14 protein-coding genes are annotated in these 17,928 nt (G+C 70.8%); 4 read left to right on the forward strand and 10 right to left on the reverse strand.

Annotated features, from left to right (window positions below; genetic code table 11):
* Positions 1–4: 4 nt before the first annotated feature.
* Complete coding sequence (locus F9C12_RS11795) at positions 5–1,399, reverse strand: WS/DGAT/MGAT family O-acyltransferase (protein ID WP_409465887.1); 1,395 nt, start codon at positions 1,397–1,399, stop codon at positions 5–7.
* 59 nt (positions 1,400–1,458) lie between these two features.
* Here F9C12_RS11795 and F9C12_RS11800 point away from each other — a divergent pair, with 59 nt between their 5' ends.
* Positions 1,459–2,697 carry an alpha/beta hydrolase fold domain-containing protein gene (locus F9C12_RS11800; RefSeq protein WP_409182019.1) on the forward strand — a complete coding sequence of 413 codons (1,239 nt, stop codon included), beginning with the start codon at positions 1,459–1,461 and terminating at the stop codon, positions 2,695–2,697.
* Here the strand turns inward: F9C12_RS11800 and folE are convergent.
* Positions 2,661–3,263, reverse strand: a complete 603-nt coding sequence (gene folE / locus F9C12_RS11805) for a GTP cyclohydrolase I FolE (RefSeq protein WP_182890725.1) — start codon at positions 3,261–3,263, stop codon at positions 2,661–2,663. The genes F9C12_RS11800 and folE overlap by 37 nt on opposite strands.
* Positions 3,264–3,405: 142 nt before the next feature.
* Between folE and F9C12_RS11810 the strand changes: the two genes are divergently transcribed.
* Positions 3,406–4,116: a helix-turn-helix transcriptional regulator gene (locus F9C12_RS11810; RefSeq protein ID WP_409465888.1), complete on the forward strand. Its 711-nt coding sequence runs from the start codon at positions 3,406–3,408 to the stop codon at positions 4,114–4,116.
* On the opposite strand, the gene F9C12_RS11815 is transcribed toward F9C12_RS11810, so the two are convergent.
* The 6 genes from F9C12_RS11815 to kstR form a co-directional block, all read right to left on the reverse strand.
* Positions 4,102–4,440: a hypothetical protein gene (locus F9C12_RS11815; protein WP_409465889.1), complete on the reverse strand. Its 339-nt coding sequence runs from the start codon at positions 4,438–4,440 to the stop codon at positions 4,102–4,104. The two genes, F9C12_RS11810 and F9C12_RS11815, sit on opposite strands and share 15 nt — an antisense overlap.
* A 9-nt stretch (positions 4,441–4,449) precedes the next feature.
* Positions 4,450–5,001, reverse strand: a complete 552-nt coding sequence (locus tag F9C12_RS11820) for a TetR/AcrR family transcriptional regulator C-terminal ligand-binding domain-containing protein (RefSeq protein ID WP_409465890.1) — start codon at positions 4,999–5,001, stop codon at positions 4,450–4,452.
* Position 5,002: 1 nt separating this feature from the next.
* Positions 5,003–5,824: an SDR family NAD(P)-dependent oxidoreductase gene (locus tag F9C12_RS11825; protein WP_409465891.1), complete on the reverse strand. Its 822-nt coding sequence runs from the start codon at positions 5,822–5,824 to the stop codon at positions 5,003–5,005.
* Between the two features lie 58 nt (positions 5,825–5,882).
* On the reverse strand, positions 5,883–7,034 hold the full coding sequence (locus F9C12_RS11830; RefSeq protein WP_409465892.1) for an SWIM zinc finger family protein: 1,152 nt from the start codon (positions 7,032–7,034) through the stop codon (positions 5,883–5,885).
* Positions 7,034–9,769: a DEAD/DEAH box helicase gene (locus tag F9C12_RS11835; protein ID WP_409465893.1), complete on the reverse strand. Its 2,736-nt coding sequence runs from the start codon at positions 9,767–9,769 to the stop codon at positions 7,034–7,036. The genes F9C12_RS11830 and F9C12_RS11835 overlap by 1 nt, the downstream gene beginning before the upstream one ends.
* Before the next feature lie 300 nt (positions 9,770–10,069).
* Positions 10,070–10,708 (reverse strand): cholesterol catabolism transcriptional regulator KstR, encoded by a 639-nt coding sequence (kstR, locus tag F9C12_RS11840; protein ID WP_409182026.1) that lies wholly within the window; start codon positions 10,706–10,708, stop codon positions 10,070–10,072.
* Between the two features lie 144 nt (positions 10,709–10,852).
* Between kstR and F9C12_RS11845 the strand changes: the two genes are divergently transcribed.
* Positions 10,853–12,853: an acyl-CoA dehydrogenase family protein gene (locus tag F9C12_RS11845; protein WP_409465894.1), complete on the forward strand. Its 2,001-nt coding sequence runs from the start codon at positions 10,853–10,855 to the stop codon at positions 12,851–12,853.
* Between the two features lie 51 nt (positions 12,854–12,904).
* Here the strand turns inward: F9C12_RS11845 and F9C12_RS11850 are convergent, their stop codons facing one another.
* Positions 12,905–13,741 (reverse strand): LLM class F420-dependent oxidoreductase, encoded by an 837-nt coding sequence (locus F9C12_RS11850; RefSeq protein ID WP_409465895.1) that lies wholly within the window; start codon positions 13,739–13,741, stop codon positions 12,905–12,907.
* A 108-nt stretch (positions 13,742–13,849) separates the two neighbouring features.
* Here F9C12_RS11850 and F9C12_RS11855 point away from each other — a divergent pair, with 108 nt between their 5' ends.
* The gene (locus F9C12_RS11855; RefSeq protein WP_409465896.1) at positions 13,850–14,554 is read left to right on the forward strand and encodes a class I SAM-dependent methyltransferase; all 705 of its coding nucleotides are present in this window, start codon (positions 13,850–13,852) and stop codon (positions 14,552–14,554) included.
* A gap of 4 nt (positions 14,555–14,558) precedes the next feature.
* Here F9C12_RS11855 and icmF read toward each other — a convergent pair whose 3' ends face one another.
* A complete protein-coding gene (gene icmF, locus F9C12_RS11860) occupies positions 14,559–17,798 on the reverse strand; it encodes a fused isobutyryl-CoA mutase/GTPase IcmF (RefSeq protein ID WP_409465897.1) in 3,240 nt (1,079 codons plus the stop codon).
* Positions 17,799–17,928: the final 130 nt, after the last annotated feature.

Raw genomic sequence — 17,928 nt, forward strand, 5'->3', positions numbered from 1 at the left:
CGGATCAGACCGGCGCGGCCTTGCTCAATTCGTCCATCGCCTCCGGCAACGCGTCCGCCAGCGGCCACAAATCCTTCACCAATTCCTTGGCCCCCAGCAACCCGACCCCGACCTTGCCGTCGTTCGACAGCACCGTGATGTTGAGCCCCGCCCCGTGGAACACCGGCCCCAGCGGGTACAGCCCGGTGATCCGCGCGCCCAGCAGGTACAGCGGCATCGGCGGGCCGGGAACGTTGGAAATGATCAGGTTGTGCACCACCGGATGGCGTTCGGCCAGCCGCAGCGCCGAATACGCGCGCACGCCGAGCCCGAAGACCGTCGCCGGGGAGAATTGAGCCCAGTCGGCGAGCATGTCGGCGTCGATGTCGTAATGGTGGTCCTTGGACCGCCGGTTCGCTTCGGCCAGAAAGAACACGCGCGCCGCCGGGTCCGACAGATGCGTTGGCAGCGAAGCGAAAAAGGCGGACACGCGGTTGCTGCCGCGATCGCGTTCCGTGCGTTCGTGCACCGACACCGGAACGGTCGCGACCAGCGGATCGCCCGGCAGCTCGCCACGGCCGAGCAGGAATTGCCGCAGCGCACCGGAGACCAGCGCCAGCACCACGTCGTTCACGGTGACGCCGAAAGCGTTCTTCACCTGCTTCACCGCGTCGAGGTCCAGCTGCGCGAACGCGACCGAACGGTGTCCGGTGATGGTGCCGTTCAGCGAGGTCCGCGGCGCGGTGAAGGGCACCGGCATCCCCTTGCCGCGCAACGCCTTGCCGAGCCACCGCGGGACCAGTTCGAGCAGCTCCGGCAGCAACCGGGCGACCTCGAACGGCCGGTGCAGCAGCGAATCGGCGCTCTCGCGCAGCAGCCGCAGCCGGGTCGGGAGACCGTCGTTGTGGCGTTCCTCGGCGGGCAGCTCCGGCAGCGGCGCGTCGGGCTCGAGCCCGGCCAGGTAGCCGATCAGGCTCGCCCCGCCGACGCCGTCGACGCTCGCGTGGTGCATCTTCAGCAGCACCGCCAGCCGTCCGCCGGACAGGCCCTCGATCACGTAGCACTGCCACAGCGGATGCGCCCGGTCGAGCCGCTGCCCGGCGATGTGCGCGCACAGCTCGGCGAGTTCGCGGTCGTCGCCCGGCGCGGGCAGGCCGATCCGGTGCACGTGGTTGTCGAGGTCGAAATCCTCGTCCTCGACCCACACCGGATGGTTGAGGTTCCAGAGTGGATTGTGGAGTTTGCGGCGGAACGCCGGGATCACCGCGACGCGTTCGGCGAGGCGGCGCTTGAACTCCCCGAACGCGTAGCCGCCGGGCATGGTCGAGCCGTCGAGGGTGAGCAGGCCGCAGACGTGCAGGACCTGCGAGGGCGTCTCCAGGTAGAGGAAGCTCGCGTCCAGCCCGCTCAGTCGCTGCATGTGTTCCAGCGTAAGGCAGAACCCTGGCGGCGGCGCTCGGCGGAGGTAGCATCGGGCAGGTGAAACCGGACTTCGTGACCCGCCGCGCGGCGCAGCTCGGTCTCGCCGCACTAGCCCTGCGTCCGCCGAAACCGCGGCCGACCTCGATCCCGGTGTTCTTCGCCGGCTGGCTCACCGGCGAACTCGCGCCGCACCTGCTCGCGCTCACCGCGGCCGACACCGTGCAGCACGTCGCGCGGCACGGGGCGCGCCGCCCGAGCGACCGGATCGGACTGGCGCTGGCCGGGCTGTCCGCGGCGGGTTTCGCGTCGCTCATCGGGACGTCGCTGAAGGCCCGGCTGGAGGTCGAGGCCGCGCTCGTCGAAGCGCTCGGCGAGGACTACCGGGACCAGCTGGAGAACCCGTCGGACTTCTCGACGCCGTGGGGACGCCTGCTGATGCCGTTCCGGATGCACGAACCGGACGTCGTGCGCGACCGCAACGTCGCCTACGCCCCCGGCGGCAAACGCTTCCTGCTGGACGTCTACCGCCCACGCGAGAAGGTCCGCGACGCGCCGGTGCTGCTGCAGATCCACGGCGGCGCGTGGACCATCGGCAACAAGGAGCAGCAGGGCCTGCCGCTGATGCGCCACCTCGCCCGCCGCGGCTGGGTCTGCGTGGCCATCAACTACCCGCTCTCCCCCGCCGCGCGCTGGCCCGCGCACATCGTCGCGGCCAAACAAGCGCTCGCCTGGATCCGCGAGCACATCGCCGAGTACGGCGGCGACCCCCGCTTCGTCGCGGTGACCGGCGGTTCGGCGGGCGGGCACCTGGCCGCGCTGCTCGCGCTGAGCCAGAACGACCCGGCGCTGCAGCCCGGGTTCGAGGAGGCGGACACGAGCGTGCAGGCCTGCGTGCCGCACTACGGCGTGTACGACATCGCCGCGTCGACCGGCGAGGCGGAAAGCCGGTACCGGCTGGAAAGCCTGATGGCGCGGCGAGTGTTCGCACCGGAACACCGGCTGGACGACTACCTCGCCGCGTCCCCGCTGGACCGGATCGCCGAGGACGCCCCGCCGTTCTTCGTGATCCACGGCAAACACGATTCGCTGGTGCCAGTCGCGGAGGCACGGGAGTTCGTCGCCCGGTTGCGGGCCAAGTCCGCCCATCCGGTGGCGTACGCGGAACTGGCCGGGGCGCAGCACGCGTTCGACGTGTTCCCCTCCATCCGCAGCACGCACGTGGTGCGCGGGGTGGAGCACTTCCTGGACTGGGCTTACGCTCAGGCGTTCACGCCGGTCAACGAGAAGAACTCCTGACGCGACCGCGCGTCCTCCCGGAGCGTCCCCATCAGCGTGGACGTCACCGTGGACGAGCCGGTCGCCTGCACGCCGCGCAGGGTCATGCAGGTGTGTTCGGCCTCGATCACCACGCCGACGCCCTTCGGGGACAGCTGGTCGCCCAGCCAGCCCGCGATCTGCTTCGTCAGCCGTTCCTGCACCTGCGGGCGGCACGCGAAGTGTTCGACGACCCGCGCCAGCTTCGACAGTCCGAGGATCCGCTCGCCCGGCAGGTACCCGACGTGCGCGACCCCGATGAACGGCAGCAGGTGGTGTTCGCAGACCGACCGGACCGGGATGTCGCGGGCCAGCACCAGCTCGTCGTAGCCCTCGTCGTTGGGGAACGTGGTGAGGTCGAACGAGCGCGGTGTGAACAGCTCGGCGTACGCGCGGGCCATCCGGCCGGGGGTGCCGCGCAGGCTTTCCGAGTCGAGGCTGATGCCGAGCGCGCGCAGGAAGTCCCCCGCCGCGTTTTCGGCCGCGGCCAGGTCGAAGCCGGGGACGGGCTCGTGGACGACGCGGAGGGCGGTTCCGGACGACTGCATGGGCGATCCTCGGGCTTCGGGAGGCGGCGGGACAGGGTTTCGCCGATAAATCTTTGTCTTATTGTCCGGCGGAGTCAATGTGACCAGGTGAACAAGCCAGGTGGCGGGTTCGGGGAACCTCGCTGGGCGTTATCGTGGGTGTGTGACGAGTGACCTGGCGACCATCCGCGCGGTAGCGGCGCTGGACGAGGACCTGCGCCGGGGGATGTACGCCTTCATCCGCGACGCCGGCCGCCCGGTGACGCGCGAGGAGGCGGCCGCCGCGGTCGGCATTTCGCGCAAGCTGGCCGCGTTCCACCTGGACAAACTCGTGACGGCCGGGCTGCTGCGCGCCCGCTACGAGACCGTCGGCGGCGTGCGCAAAGTGGGCCGCGCCCCGAAGGTCTACGAACCCGCCGCGACCGACTTCGCGATCACCATCCCGCCCCGGCAGCCGGACGTCCTGGCCGCGATCCTGGTGGACGCGGTCGCGTCGGCAGCTCCCGGCGAACCGGCCCGGGAAGCCGCCCTGCGCGAGGCCGGACGCCACGGCTCCGCGGCAGGCGCGGCCGAACGCGAACGTGCCAAGCCGGGCCGCCTCGGCACCGAACGCGGGCTGACGCTGACGAGCACGGTCCTGGCCCGGCACGGATTCGAGCCGAACCGCGAGACACCGGTCTGCCTGCGACTGCGCAACTGCCCGTTCCAGCCGCTGGCCAAGCGCGCGCCCGACCTGGTGTGCGGAATGACGGACCGCTTCTTGACCGGCGTCGTGGAAGGACTGCAGGTCCCAGGGGTGTCGACGGCTCGGATCCCGCCTCGCGACGGCGGGTGTTGCGTGGAGCTTCGAGGGACGGAGTCAGGCGGTAGCTGACCTGGCCTGCTTCAATCGGCGGGCGAGGTAATCCGGGATGTCGTCGAACTTGACGTGGTCTTCGAAGACGCCCCGAACGTCTTCGAAGGCGGCCGTGGAGAGATCGGCCGCGACGAACGCTTCGAACTCGATGCCGTCGATGTCGAAGGCGAGAAACCAGTTCCAGCCAGTGGTCGGCGCGGACTCCGGGGACAGCTCCACGACCACGTCGCGCGCCGGGCCGAGAGCTTCGAGGTCAGCTTTCCAAGCCTGGCAATGGCCGAGCATGAGCGGGCGTTGCCGCGCCCACCTGCCGGGATCGGATCGCGCTGTCTTTCTTGGCACTGCGCAAAACTAGCCGCCGGACGACACCGCGCGCAGCACCCGCTCCACGTGCGCGGCCGGCCAGTCCTCCGTGAACGGCCGGGTGCGCAGGAGCCAGCGGTGGAAAACCGGGCCCAGCAGCAGTTCCGCGCCGTCCTCCGGGGCTTCGATCTCCGTGCGGGCCAGGCGGTCGGCGAGCGCGCGCAGTTGCGGGCCCAGCAGGCGGTCCAGGACTTCGGCGCCGATAGCCGGATCGGTTTGCAGTTCCGCAGTCACAGCGCGGAGCAGGCGGTCTGTCGCCGGATCGGTCAGTTCCGCGATCATGCCGCGCACCAAGGTTTCCAGGTCCGCCCGCAGGTCGCCGGTGTCGGGGATGGCGACTTCGCCGGAGGCGTCGAGGGTTTGTTCCAGCAGCGCGTCCAGCAGGACCGCGGCGGGCGAGGACCACGTGCGGTACAGCGTTTGCTTCCCGGCGCCCGCGCGGGCCGCGATGCCCTCCATGGTCAGGCCGCCGAAACCGGATTCGGCGGCCAGCGAGAGCACCGCGGCGTGCACGCGGGCCCGGGTGCTGGCGCGGGCCACGTCAGCTCTCCGCGTCGGCGAAACGCTTGTCCTGCCGGTAATCCGTCAGCCGTCCCGACAGCGCGGTCGCGACCATCCCGGGGGCATCGGCTCCGGTCAGAACGCGCAGCCGCTGGTCGGCGGGGTCGTTGACGTGCCGCAGGATCTCCGCGGCGATCTCCGCGGGCGGGGTGCCGCCGCCGGTGCCGGTGGCCGCCCACGGCACGGCCGCCGTGCCGAACATCCGCTCGCGCAGCCCGTCGTACGCCGGGTTCGGGGCGGCGAACCGCATGCTGCCGGTCGCCCATTCGGTGTCCATCCCGCCCGGTTCGACGATGCTCACCCGCACGCCGAACTCCGCGACCTCCTGCGCGAGCGCCTCGCTCATCCCCTCCAGACCCCATTTGCTCGCGCTGTACAGCCCGAAGCCGGGCACCGAACCGGCACCGCCGACCGAGGAAATCTGCACGACGTGCCCCGACCGCTGTTCCCGCAGCACCGGCAGCGCCGCCTGGGTCAGCCACAACGCGCCCAGCAGATTCGTCTCCAGGATGTCCCGCGCTTCGGTCTCGCTTACCTCCTCGGCCATGCCGACCAGCCCGTATCCGGCGTTGTTCACCACGACGTCCAGTCCGCCCAGCTCGGTCACCGCCCGCTGCGCGGTTTCCCGCGCGGCTGCCCGGTCCCGCACGTCGAGCACGTGCTCGACGACGTTCCGGTGCTCCGGCGCACTGCCCGGCGCGCGGACGGTCGCCAGCACCCGGTCGCCCGCTTCCGCGGCGGCCAGCGCCAACGCCCGGCCCAGTCCGCGACTGGCGCCGGTGATCACCCAGGTTCTCGTCATGCCGCACAAGCTAGCACGAAACGAGACGGACCGTCTCGTTTCACTGTGCGTAAGTGAATCAGCTCTCCGCGGGATAGGCGAGATCGACCGGCTGCCCGGCCGGAGGTCCGTCCGGCCACCACTGCCCGGCGACCCGCACGAACCGGTACCACCGGCTGTCCCGGCCGTAGCGCAGCTGCACCGGCCCGACCGTCACCCGGTTGCGCCACACCTTCACCTCCCCCGGCAGTTCCGCGAGTTCCGCGCGCGCCGCCGCCATCGGGCCGGGGCCGGGACTCCACGTCTCCCGCAGCACCGCCAGCCCGCTCCGGCCGCCCTCCCGCCACGCCTGCGCCGCCACGATCAGCTCCGACGGCGCGACGTCGGCGGCCTCGGCGAGCCCGAACACGTCGGTACCCGGCCGGGCCGCGCGGCGGGCCAGGTCCTCGGCAAAGGTCAAGTCCGCCAAGGCATCCCGCGTGTGCAGGAGGTCGAGCGCGAGCGACGCGGCGTCGGCGGCCAGCGCGGCGAGGGCGGCGGACGTGAGGCCGGTGCGGGCGGGCGGATCGAGGTCGAGCACCGCGGGCGGACCGGGTTCGCCGGGGACGGCGGGCAACGGCGGCAGCGGCGCGATCCGCCGCGAGTACGCCTTTTTCGGCGTCAGGCCGACTTCAGGGGCTCGAACCTGGCGGGCGCTCGGGGTCCGCATTTCGCGCAGCTGAGCCAAAACCTCGTCCCGGCCCCGGCCGCGCAGGGTGAACAGCACGAACGGATCGGCGTCCACCTCGTCGGCGACCAGGTAGTACACCGCCGCCACGTGCTTGCACGGATTCGCGCTGTCCGGACAGGAACAGCGCGGCCGCAGGTCGCCGGGACCGGGCAGCAGGTCGGCCCCGGCCTCGCGCGCCTGGACGGCCAGCTCCTCCGGCAGTTCGCCGTCGAGCAGCGCGGCGGCGTGCCCGAGCCGGCGGCCGGCGACGTCGAGCAGCTTCTCCCACTCCCGCGCGCTGAACTCGCGCATCCGGATGGCGACGCGGTACGGCTCCGGACGGCTTCCCCGCACCCACGCCGTGATCTCGCCCGCGCTGACCGCCAGCTCGTCCACGACGCCCTTGCGCGCGTACGTCCGCCCGCGCGGCAGCCGGTTCGGGTCCAGTTTCGCCCGCTGCTCCAGCGCTTCCACCCACGCCCGGCCCCACCACCGGCTCCCGAACGTCCGCCGCGGCGGCATCAGCCGCTCCCGAGCCGGACGAGGTCGGCGAGCTGGTCGTCGGACAGCTCGGTGATCCAGTCCTCCCCCGCCCCGACGACCGCGTCGGCCAGCCCGCGCTTGGTTTCCAGCACCGCGGCGACGCGTTCCTCGAGCGTGCCCTCGGCGATCAGCCGGTGCACCTGCACCGGCCGGTCCTGCCCGATCCGGTACGCGCGGTCGGTGGCCTGGTCCTCGACCGCCGGGTTCCACCACCGGTCGTAGTGGATCACGTGCGTGGCCTGGGTGAGGTTGAGCCCGACGCCGCCCGCCTTGAGCGACAACAGGAACACCGGCACCTCGCCGGACTGGAACGCGGCCACCATCTCGTCGCGTTGCTTCGGCCCGACCTCGCCGGACAGCAGCGCCGTCGGCAGCCCGCGTTCGGCGAGCCTCCGCTCCAGCAACCGGCACAGCCGCACGTACTGGCTGAACACCAGCACGCTCTCGCCCTCGTCGAGAATGACGTCCAGCAGTTCCTCGAACGCGGCGAGCTTGCCCGACCGCCCGCTCAGCACGCCGGCGCTTTCCTTGAGGTAGTGCGCCGGATGGTTGCAGATCTGCTTGAGTTCGGTGAGCAGCTTCAGCACCTGACCGCGCCGCTGCACCCCTTGCGCCTCCCGGATTTGCGCCAGGTTCTCCCGCACCACCGCCTCGTACAGGGTGGTCTGCTCGGCGGTGAGCGGGACGTACCGGTCGGTCTCGGTTTTCCGCGGCAGCTCCGGCGCGATGTCCGGGTCGGTTTTGCGGCGGCGCAACAGAAACGGCCGGACCGTCGCGGCGAGCCGTCCGGTGACCGTCTCGTCGCGGTCCCGTTCGATCGGCCGCGCCACCGTGCGGCGGAACTTCTCCAGCGGGCCGAGCAGCCCCGGCGTGGTCCAGTCGAGCAGCGACCACAGTTCGGTGAGCCGGTTCTCCACCGGCGTGCCGGTGAGCGCCACGCGGGCTGCCGCGGGCACTTGCCGCAGCTCTTTCGCCGTGGCGGACAACGGGTTCTTGACGTGTTGCGCCTCGTCCGCGGCGACCATGCCCCAGTCCACTTCGGACAGCAGCTCCCGGTCGCGGCGCAGCACCCCGTACGTGGCGAGCACGACCTCGTCCGGGGCCAGGTCGTCGAGATGCCGTCCGCCGCCGTGGAACCGGCGCACCGGAACGTCCGGCGCGAACTTGCCGAACTCGCGTTCCCAGTTGCCCAGCAGCGAAGTCGGGCACAACACGAGCGTCGGACCCGCGGCCAGCGCGCGGCGGTGCAGGTGCAGGGCGATGAGCTGGATTGTCTTGCCCAGCCCCATATCGTCGGCGAGACACGCGCCGAGGCCGAGGTCGGTCATCGCGACGAGCCAGCCCAGCCCGGCGCGTTGATACGGCCGCAGAGTGGCGGTGAGCCCCGCCGGTTCCTCGACCGGTGCGGGCTCCCTTTCCCGCAGGCGTTCGGCGAGCCCGGACAACGCCGGCTGCGGCGCGAACTCCACGCGTTCGCCGTCGACCTCCAGCTCACCGGTGAGCGCCGCGGCCAGCGCTTCGGCTCCGGTGAGCCGCGACCGCCGGGCCCGCATCCGCGCCAGCAGCGCGGGATCGAGCTTCACCCACTGCCCGCGCAGCCGGACCAGCGGACGCTTGGCCTCGGCGAGCGCCGCCACCTCCTCGTCGGTGAGTTCGCTGCCGCCGAGGCTGAGCCGCCAGCGGAACTCCAGCAGGCCGTTGAGCGGGAACGCCGGACCGGATTCGCTCGCCGGAGCCTGCGTGACGCTCGCCTTCGCCCGCACTTCCCCGGCGAAAAGATCCTTGGGCCACAGCACTTCGATGCCCGCGCCGCCCAGGTCGCGAGCACCGGTGCCGAGCAGGTCGACCACCTCGTCGTCGGACAGCGGCAGCGTGGTCGGCGCCGGTTCGGACAGGATCCGGCCCAGCGGCGGCCAGGCTCGCGCGCCTCGCCGCAGGCCGAGCAGAAGCTGCGTTTCCACCTGGTCGCCCAGCCGGTGCAGAACCGCCTCGGGCGCGTCCCACAGCGTGGCCGCTTCGACGACCAGACTCGGTTCGAGGGTGGACCGGACGGCCAGGACTCCGGAGAATTCCTCGTCGGTCGCTTCGATCCGCAACAGCAGTTGCGCGCCGTCCGGGCGGCGGGCTTCCAACTCGGTGAGCCAGGCCGCGCCGTCCGGGTCCAGCAGCGTCGGCTGCACTTCCGCGAACGCCGCCCCGCCGGATCCGACGGCCGCCGCCGGGCTGCGCACCAGCACGTCCGCTGCTGCGTCCCACACTGCGCGAACGAGCGATTCCGGCGAGTGCAGTCGGATGCGTTTGACGCCGGAAAGCGGGAGGGCGTGTGCTTCCGGGGGCAACGCCGCGGCGAGGCCGCGCAGGAGTTCCTCGTCCGCTGCGTCTAGCGGGCCTACGCGCCAAGTGGCTAGGCCGCTCGGAGTGGCCGCTGGGCGTAACCGTCCGCGCGCTACGAGGTTGACCCCGGCGTTGACCACCGCTGACCACGCCGCCAGCGCCGGGCTGGTTTCGTCCGGCACCACGAGCAGCCGCGGGATGGCCTTCGCCAGCGGCACGAGCCGCGCGACCACCTCGGTGCGGGCGAATTTCCCGCCGCCGGGCAGGACGAGCTGGATCGGGGTGTCTCCCTCGATCTCGTCGCCCCACAGGGCCAGAACTCCCTCGCGCGGGGGGTCGGAGGGGAGGTAGGTGGCTTGGGTGGTCTGGTCGAACTCCACCCCTCGCACGGTAGCTGGTTGGTCTGACAATTCTGCTCGTCGCCCTGGCGGGCGACATTGCCGGTGTTGGGTGGCGTGGGGCCCCCGAAGTTTGATTGTGCTGACGGTTCGGGGGTGCTTGTCAAGGCGGGAAAGATGCCTTGACAAGCACCCCCGAACCGCAGGGAGGCTTCGTATCGGGGGCGGGGGGAGGGGTGGGTGCCTCGCTGTTTGGGTGCGGCGGTGCGGTTTTGGTGCGCGGCTTGGGTGGGTGGGGGCTCGCGGTGGGCGGTGGCGGTGGCGGGGTGGTCGTGCGGGCGGTTACTTGTCCAGCAGGAGGTGGACGGAAAGTTCCAGGCGGCTGGCCACGTCCGCCGCGGAGGCGCGGCGGGTCACCCAGGCGACCAGGTTCGCCATCCACACGTCGGCCACCACGTGGAAGATGTCGCGGTCCGCCTCCGTCGGGTCGTCGATGCCCATCGCGCTCGCGAACATGTCCTCCATCAGGCGGCCGACCAGTTCCACCTCCGCGGCCGCGGACGTGTCGGCGAACATGAACGCGCGCACCATCGCCTCGGTCAAATGCGGGTCGCGCTGCATCAGGCGGGTGTTGCGGCCCAGGACGAACATCAGGCGTTCGGCGGGCGTTTCGCCGGGGATCGCGCTGCGCTGGATCTTCTCGTGCGCCGCCTCGAACTGCTGCGCCAGGCCCGACACGAGCAGGTGAATCTTCGACGGGAAATACCGGTACAGCGTGCCCAGCGCGACGTCGGCCTTCTCGGCTACCGCGCGCATCTGCACCGCGTCGTAGCCGCCCTTGGAGGCCAGCGCCAGCGTCGCGTCGATGATGCGGCGGCGGCGGTCCCGCTGGGCCGCGGAGCCCAGTTCCTCGCCCATCGCGCCGAGGCCGTTCGCCCGCGTTTTCGCCGCCGGCGCCTTCGCCTTCCCCGGCATCGCCATTCCCCTTTGCCTTACGGAACTCGTTCCAGTTTCCGGGTAAGCGTACCTGCCCTGGAGAAAGGTTCAACTCGCGACCGCCTGGCGGAAAAACTGTAACACGTTCTACACTCGCCAGTAGCTCTGTACCCCGCGAGGAGGAGACCGATGCCGGTCGCGCTCACCGAGGAACAAACCGCGCTCGCCGCCGCCGTGCGGGACTGGGCGGCGGCACACGATCCGATCGCCGCCGTGCGCGCGGCCGAAACCGCGGGCGCCAGTCTGCCGGACGGGTTCGCCGCGCTCGGCCTCGCCGGCATCGCGCTGCCCGCGTCGGTGAACGGCGCGGACGGGACCGTCGCCGACCTCGCGGCGGGGCTCGCCGCCGCGGCGGAAGCGCTGGTGCCGGGGCCGCTGCTGAGCACCGCGCTGGCCGGGCTGCTGCTCGCGGAGCACGCGAAGGAACTCGCCGCCGAGATCGCCGACGGCACCGCGCGGGTCGCGGTGCAGCTCGAAGAATCGGCGACCGTACCCGGTGCGGACGCTGAGTCGTGGCTGCTCGTGCCGCGCGGCGGACAGTACGTCTTGGTCCCGCCCGGAACAGCGGTGGAACCGTTGGCTCCCTTCGACTTTTCCCGGTCGCTGGGGCGGGTCAGCGCCACCGCGGAGGGCGAGGTGCTGGACCTGCCGGACGTCCGCGATCTCGCCGCGACGCTCGCGGTCGCGGAAGCCGCGGGCGTGGCGCGCTGGTGCCTGACCACCGCCGTCGAATACGCCAAGGTCCGGGAGCAATTCGGCCAGGTGATCGGCGCTTTCCAGGCGGTGAAACACCTCTGCGCGGAGATGTTGTGCCGCACCGAAGCGGCCGAAGCGCTGGCCTGGGACGCAGCCTCGGCCGTCGGTGATCCGCTGGCCGTCGCGAGCGCTGCCGCGGTCGCATTGGACGCCGCGGTCGAGAACGCGAAGGACTGCATTCAGGTGCTCGGCGGAATCGGGTTCACCTGGGAGCACGAGGCACACCTGTACCTGCGCCGCGCGTTGGCGTTGCGGCAATGGCTCGGCGGTTCTCCGCGATGGCGGAAGCGGGCTGCGGACCTGGCGTTGGCCGGAAAGCGGCGGACGCTCGGGGTCAACGTCGGCGAGGACGCCGAGATCACCCGGCTGGTCGCGGAAATCGCCACGCTGCCGGAAGAAAACCGCCGCACCGCGCTGGCGGACTCCGGATTGCTCGCCCCGCACTGGCCCCAGCCGTACGGAATGGGCGCGGACGCGGCGACGCAGCTGCGGATCGACGCCGCGCTGGCCGAAGCGGACGTCCGACGGCCGGACCTGGTGATCGGCGGCTGGGCGGTGCCGACCATCCTCGCGCACGGCACCGACGACCAGCGCGAACGCTTCGCCAAACCGACGCTGCGCGGCGAGGTCACGTGGTGTCAGCTGTTCAGCGAGCCCGGTGCGGGCTCGGACCTCGCCTCGCTGCGCACCGTGGCGCGCCGGACGGACGGCGGCTGGCTGCTGACCGGGCAGAAGGTGTGGACGTCGCTCGCCCACCAGGCGGATTGGGCGATCTGTCTCGCGCGCACCGACCCGGACGTCCCGAAACACAAGGGAATCACGTACTTCCTGGTCGACATGCGCGCCGCCGGGATCACCACGCGCCCGCTGCGCGAGATCACCGGGCGGAGCGTGTTCAACGAGGTTTTCCTGGACGACGTGTTCGTCCCGGACGCCGATGTCGTCGGCGAACCCGGCGCGGGCTGGAAACTGGCGCGCACGACGCTGGCGAACGAACGCGTCGCGCTGGGCCGGGGTTCGGCGGTCGGCGAAAACGTGGAGGCGCTGCTGGAATCCGCGCCGGAGGACGTGGACCGCGACCGGCTCGGCGCGTTGATCGGACAGGGCAGCGCGTGTTCGGTGCTCGATCTGCGCGCGACACTGCGACGGCTGGACGGCCTCGGCCCGGGTGCGGAATCTTCGGTGGCGAAACTGCTCGGGGTGCGGCATCGGCAGGAGACGGCCGAGTTCGCGCTCGAACTCGCACCGGAGCTGGTCGCGGAAACCCCGGCGGCGCAAGAGTTTCTGCTCACCCGCTGCCTGTCCATCGCGGGCGGCACCACGCAAGTCCTGCTGTCCGCCGCCGCGGAACGCGTGCTCGGCCTGCCGCGCTGACCCAGCCGGCGAAGGGCCCCTCGAAGGCATCGAGGGGCCCTTCAGCACCCGTTATTCCGCCCGGTGAGCGGCGGCGAGCTGGGCGTATTCGTCCAGCAGCGCCAGCGTTTCCGCCTCCGGCAGCGTCGGCAGCATGAACCCGTACTGGTTCAGCCCGGCGTCGGCGTACTGCTTGATCGCGTCCGCGTCGGCCGGTCCGCCGAAGAGCGTCGACGGCAGGTCCGCGCGCCCCGCGTCCGCGAGATGCCGGCGCACGCGGCGCACCTCGTCCGGCGTCACCGCGGGGTTGGGAATCCAGCCGTCGCCGTGCTCGACCAGCCGCTTCAGCGCCGCGTCGCTCGCGCCGCCGACGTAGATCGGCGGATGCGGCGTCTGCACCGGCTTCGGCCACGCGAAGAACGGGTCGAAGTCGAAGTGCTTGCCGTGGAACTCGGCCTGCTCCTGCGTCCAGATCTGCTTGAGCACCTGGATCTGCTCGTTCAGCAGCGCGCCGCGGGTCTTCGGATCGGTGCCGTGGTTGACCATTTCCTCCCGGTTCCAGCCGGCGCCGACGCCGAAGACGACGCGTCCGCGCGACACCAGGTCGAGCGACGCCACCTCCTTCGCGGTGTGGATGACGTCGCGCTGGATCAGCAGCGCGACGCCGGTGCCCAGCTGCAGGTTCGAGGTGTTCACCGCGGCCGCGGTCAGCGCGACGAACGGGTCGAGCGTGCGGTAGTAGACGCGCGGCAGTTCGCCGCCGCTGGGGTAGGGCGTTTCGCGGCTCGCCGGGATGTGCGAGTGCTCCGCGAGGAAGAGCGACGCGAACCCGCGCTCCTCCGCTGCCTCGCCCAGCACGTCGGGCCGGATGCCTTCGTCGGTCACGAACGTCGAGATCCCGAAATCCATGCCTCCTTCTACTCCGCGGATCGGGCAGGTATTCCCGCGGGCTGTTGACAGATCACCGGCCCTGTCCGCTAGCGTTAAATCATCACCCGTTGAATAGGGAGGCTCCGGATGGACGTGACGGACGTCGACTTCGAGGACATGTACCAAGGCAAGACCCCGATCGGGGAGAAGATCCCGTGGGACATCGCCGGCCCGCAGCCCGCGGTGGTCGCGCTCGAAGCGGAGGGCGGCTTCCACGGCGAAGTGCTCGACATCGGTTGCGGGCTAGGCGAAAACGCGATGTTCCTCGCGTCTCGCGGGCACCGGGTGACCGGTCTCGACGGCGCGCCGACCGCGCTCGCCCGAGCCCGCGAAACGGCCGCGAAGCGCGGTCTGGACGTCACCTTCGCGCAGGCCGACGCGACCCGGCTCGAGGGATACGAAGGCCGCTTCGACGCAATCCTCGACAGCGCGCTGTACCACTGTCTCGACGAAGAGCAGCGGCACGCGTACGTGGCGGCGCTAGTGCGCGCGACCAAACCCGGCGCGCGGCTGAACCTCTTCTGCTTCTCCGACCAGGTGCCGGCGGCGTTCCCGATCCCGTACCGGATCACCGAACAGAATCTGCGCGAAACGGTCGGCAACGGCTGGACGATCCGGGTGCTCGAACCGGCCGTCTACACCACCGCGATGACCCGCGAGGGCCTGCTCGCCGCGGTCGCCGCCCTTTGGGAAGGCGAACCGCCGGACCCGACCGCGCTCGACTCGCTGGACGTCGACGAGCAGGGCCGGGTCCTCGCCCCGGTGTGGCGGCTGGCCGCCGACCGGGCGTGACGCCTCAGACGTTGCGCCGGTACTGGCCGCCCACCTCGAAAAACGCCTCAGTGATCTGACCCAGCGAGCACACCCGCGCGGCATCCATCAGCACGTCGAACAGGTTGCCGCCGCGGGTGGCCGCCTCGCGCAGGGCCTTGAGCGCCTGCTGCGCCTCCTCGCGGTGGCTCTGCTGGAACTCGGCGAGCCGGCGCAGCTGGGACTGCTTCTCGTCCTCGGTCGCGCGGGCCAGCTCCACCTCGACGTCGTCCTCGCCCGCCTTCGGGTTGCGGAAGGTGTTCACGCCGATGATCGGCAGCGAGCCGTCGTGCTTCTTGCGTTCGTACAGCAGCGATTCGTCCTGGATCCGGCCGCGCTGGTAGCCGGTCTCCATCGCGCCGAGCACGCCGCCGCGTTCGGAGATCCGGTCGAACTCGGTGAGCACGGCCTCCTCGACCAGGTCGGTCAGCTCGTCGATGATGAACGACCCCTGCAGCGGGTTCTCGTTCTTCGACAGGCCCCACTCCTTGTTGATGATCATCTGGATGGCCATCGCGCGGCGCACCGAGGACTCCGAAGGCGTGGTGATCGCCTCGTCGAACGCGTTGGTGTGCAAGGAGTTCGCGTTGTCGTACAGCGCGCACAGCGCCTGCAGCGTGGTGCGGATGTCGTTGAAGCTCATCTCCTGCGCGTGCAGCGACCGGCCGGAGGTCTGCACGTGGTACTTGAGCTTCTGCGACCGGTCGTTCGCGCCGTACCGCTCGCGCATCGCGACCGCCCAGATCCGCCGCGCGACCCGGCCGAGCACCGAGTACTCCGCGTCCATCCCGTTGGAGAAGAAGAATGACAGGTTCGGCGCGAAATCGTCGATGTCCATGCCGCGCGCCAGGTACGACTCCACGTAGGTGAACCCGTTGGCGAGCGTGAAGGCAAGCTGCGAGATCGGGTTCGCCCCGGCCTCGGCGATGTGGTAGCCGGAGATCGACACCGAGTAGAAGTTGCGCACTCCGTGCTCGATGAACCATTCCTGGATGTCGGCCATCATCCGGAGGCTGAACTCGGTCGAGAAGATGCAGGTGTTCTGGCCCTGGTCTTCCTTGAGGATGTCCGCCTGCACGGTGCCGCGGACGTTCTTGAGCGTCCATTCCCGCAGCTGCGCGACCTCTGCCTCGGACGGCTCGCGTCCGTGCTCCTCGCGGAACGCGGCGAGCTTCTGGTCGATCGCGGTGTTGAGGAAGAACGCGAGGATCGTCGGCGCGGGGCCGTTGATCGTCATCGACACCGAGGTGTTCGGCGCGGTCAGGTCGAAACCGTCGTAGAGCGCCTTCATGTCGTCCAGCGTCGCGATGGAGACGCCGGAGGTGCCGACCTTGCCGTAGATGTCCGGGCGGGTGTCCGGGTCGTGGCCGTAGAGCGTGACCGAGTCGAACGCCGTCGACAGCCGCTTGGCCTCGGAATCGGCCGACAGCAGCTTGAACCGGCGGTTCGTGCGAAACGCGTCGCCCTCGCCGGCGAACATCCGCGCCGGGTCCTCGCCCTCGCGCTTGAACGGGAACACGCCCGCGGTGTAGGGGAAGTAGCCGGGCAGGTTTTCCCGGCGCAGGAAGGAAAGCAGCTCGCCGGACTCGCTGTAGCGCGGCAGCGCGACGCGCGGGATCCGGTTGCCGGACAGCGTTTCCCGCCACAGCTGGGTGCGCAGCTCCTTGTCGCGGATCTTCACCACCAGCTCGTCCTGCCGGTAGTCCTCGGCGAGCGCCCGGAACCGTTCGAGGAGCTTGGTCGACTCGCCGTCCACATCGGACTCCGCGGCGGCGAGCAGTCCGTCCAGCGCGTCCGTGTTGGCGTCCACTTCGGACAGTGCGGCCTTGGCCGCGGCCAGGTGCTCGCGCTTGCGTACCGCGGCGACCTGCTTCTCGGTCTGCTCGTGGTATCCGCGCACCGTCTCGGAAATCTCCGCGAGGTAGCGCGCCCGGTTGCCCGGGATGATCGTGCTGGCGTCCGTCGAGACCTTGCCGGAAACCTCCGGCAGCGTACCGGCGGACACCGACAGCCCGCGTTCGGCGAGCATGTCGCGCAGGTGCTGGTACAGCGCGGTCACGCCGTCGTCGTTGAACTTCGCCGCGCTCGTGCCGTACACCGGCATGTCCTCCGGCGCGGACCCGAACGCCTCGCGGTTGCGCACCAGCTGGCGCGCGACGTCCCGACGCGCGTCCTCGGCGCCGCGGCGCTCGAACTTGTTGATCGCGACCACGTCGGCGAAGTCGAGCATGTCGATCTTCTCCAGCTGCGACGCGGCGCCGAACTCCGGCGTCATCACGTACAGCGATTCGTCCACGTAGTCGACGATGCCCGCGTCGCCCTGGCCGATGCCCGGCGTCTCCACGATCACCAGGTCGAACCCGGCCGCCTTGCAGGCCAGGATCGACTCGCGCAGCCCGGCCGGGATCTCGCCGCTGGTCGTGCGGGTGGCGAGCGAGCGGAAGTACACCGGGGAACCGTCGAGGCAGTTCATCCGGATCCGGTCGCCGAGCAGCGCGCCGCCGCCCTTGCGCCGCGACGGGTCCACCGCGAGCACGGCGATGCGCAGCTTGTCTTCCTGGTCGAGCCGGAAACGCCGGATCAGCTCGTCGGTCAGCGAGGACTTGCCCGAACCGCCGGTGCCGGTGATGCCCAGGACCGGGACCTGCCGCCGCCCGGCGGCCTCGGTGATCGCGGCGAGCCAGTCTTCCGGCAGGTTTTCGCGCTGCAGCTGGGTGATCACCCGCGCGAGCGCCGGCACGTCGCCGGACAGCAGCTTGTCGACCGAGGCGGGCGGCTGCGCGGACAGGTCGCTGTCGCAGGCCTTGATCATCAGGTTGATCATGCCCGGCAGGCCCATTTCGTAGCCGTCTTCCGGCGAGAAGATCCGCGCCACGCCGCGCGAATGCAGCAGGTCGATCTCCTCGCGCACGATGACGCCACCGCCGCCGCCGAACACCTTGATGTGCCCCGCGCCGCGCTCGTTCAGCAGCTCGACGAGGTAGCTGAAGTATTCGACGTGCCCGCCCTGGTAGGCGGAGATGGCGACCCCCTGGACGTCCTCGGCGATGGCGGCCGTGGCCACCTCGTCGACCGAACGGTTGTGGCCAAGGTGGACCACTTCCGCGCCCTGGGACTGCAGGATCCGCCGCATGATGTTGATCGAGGCGTCGTGGCCGTCGAACAAGCTGGAAGCCGTGACGAACCGGACCGGGTTCGCGGGACGGTACAGGTCGCTGCCGCTCATCCTCCCAATTTACTAGGACTTCCTACTATTGGAAACCCGAGCCCGAAGTGACCCGGCTCTCAAGGGTGCTTCGCGACCGCTGAAAAAGTTTCTCCGGCGACGATGTCCAGTCGGCCGCACCGGCTCCGAC

The sequence above is a fragment of the Amycolatopsis sp. GA6-003 genome, from assembly GCF_046267895.1.
Lineage (GTDB): Bacteria > Actinomycetota > Actinomycetes > Mycobacteriales > Pseudonocardiaceae > Amycolatopsis.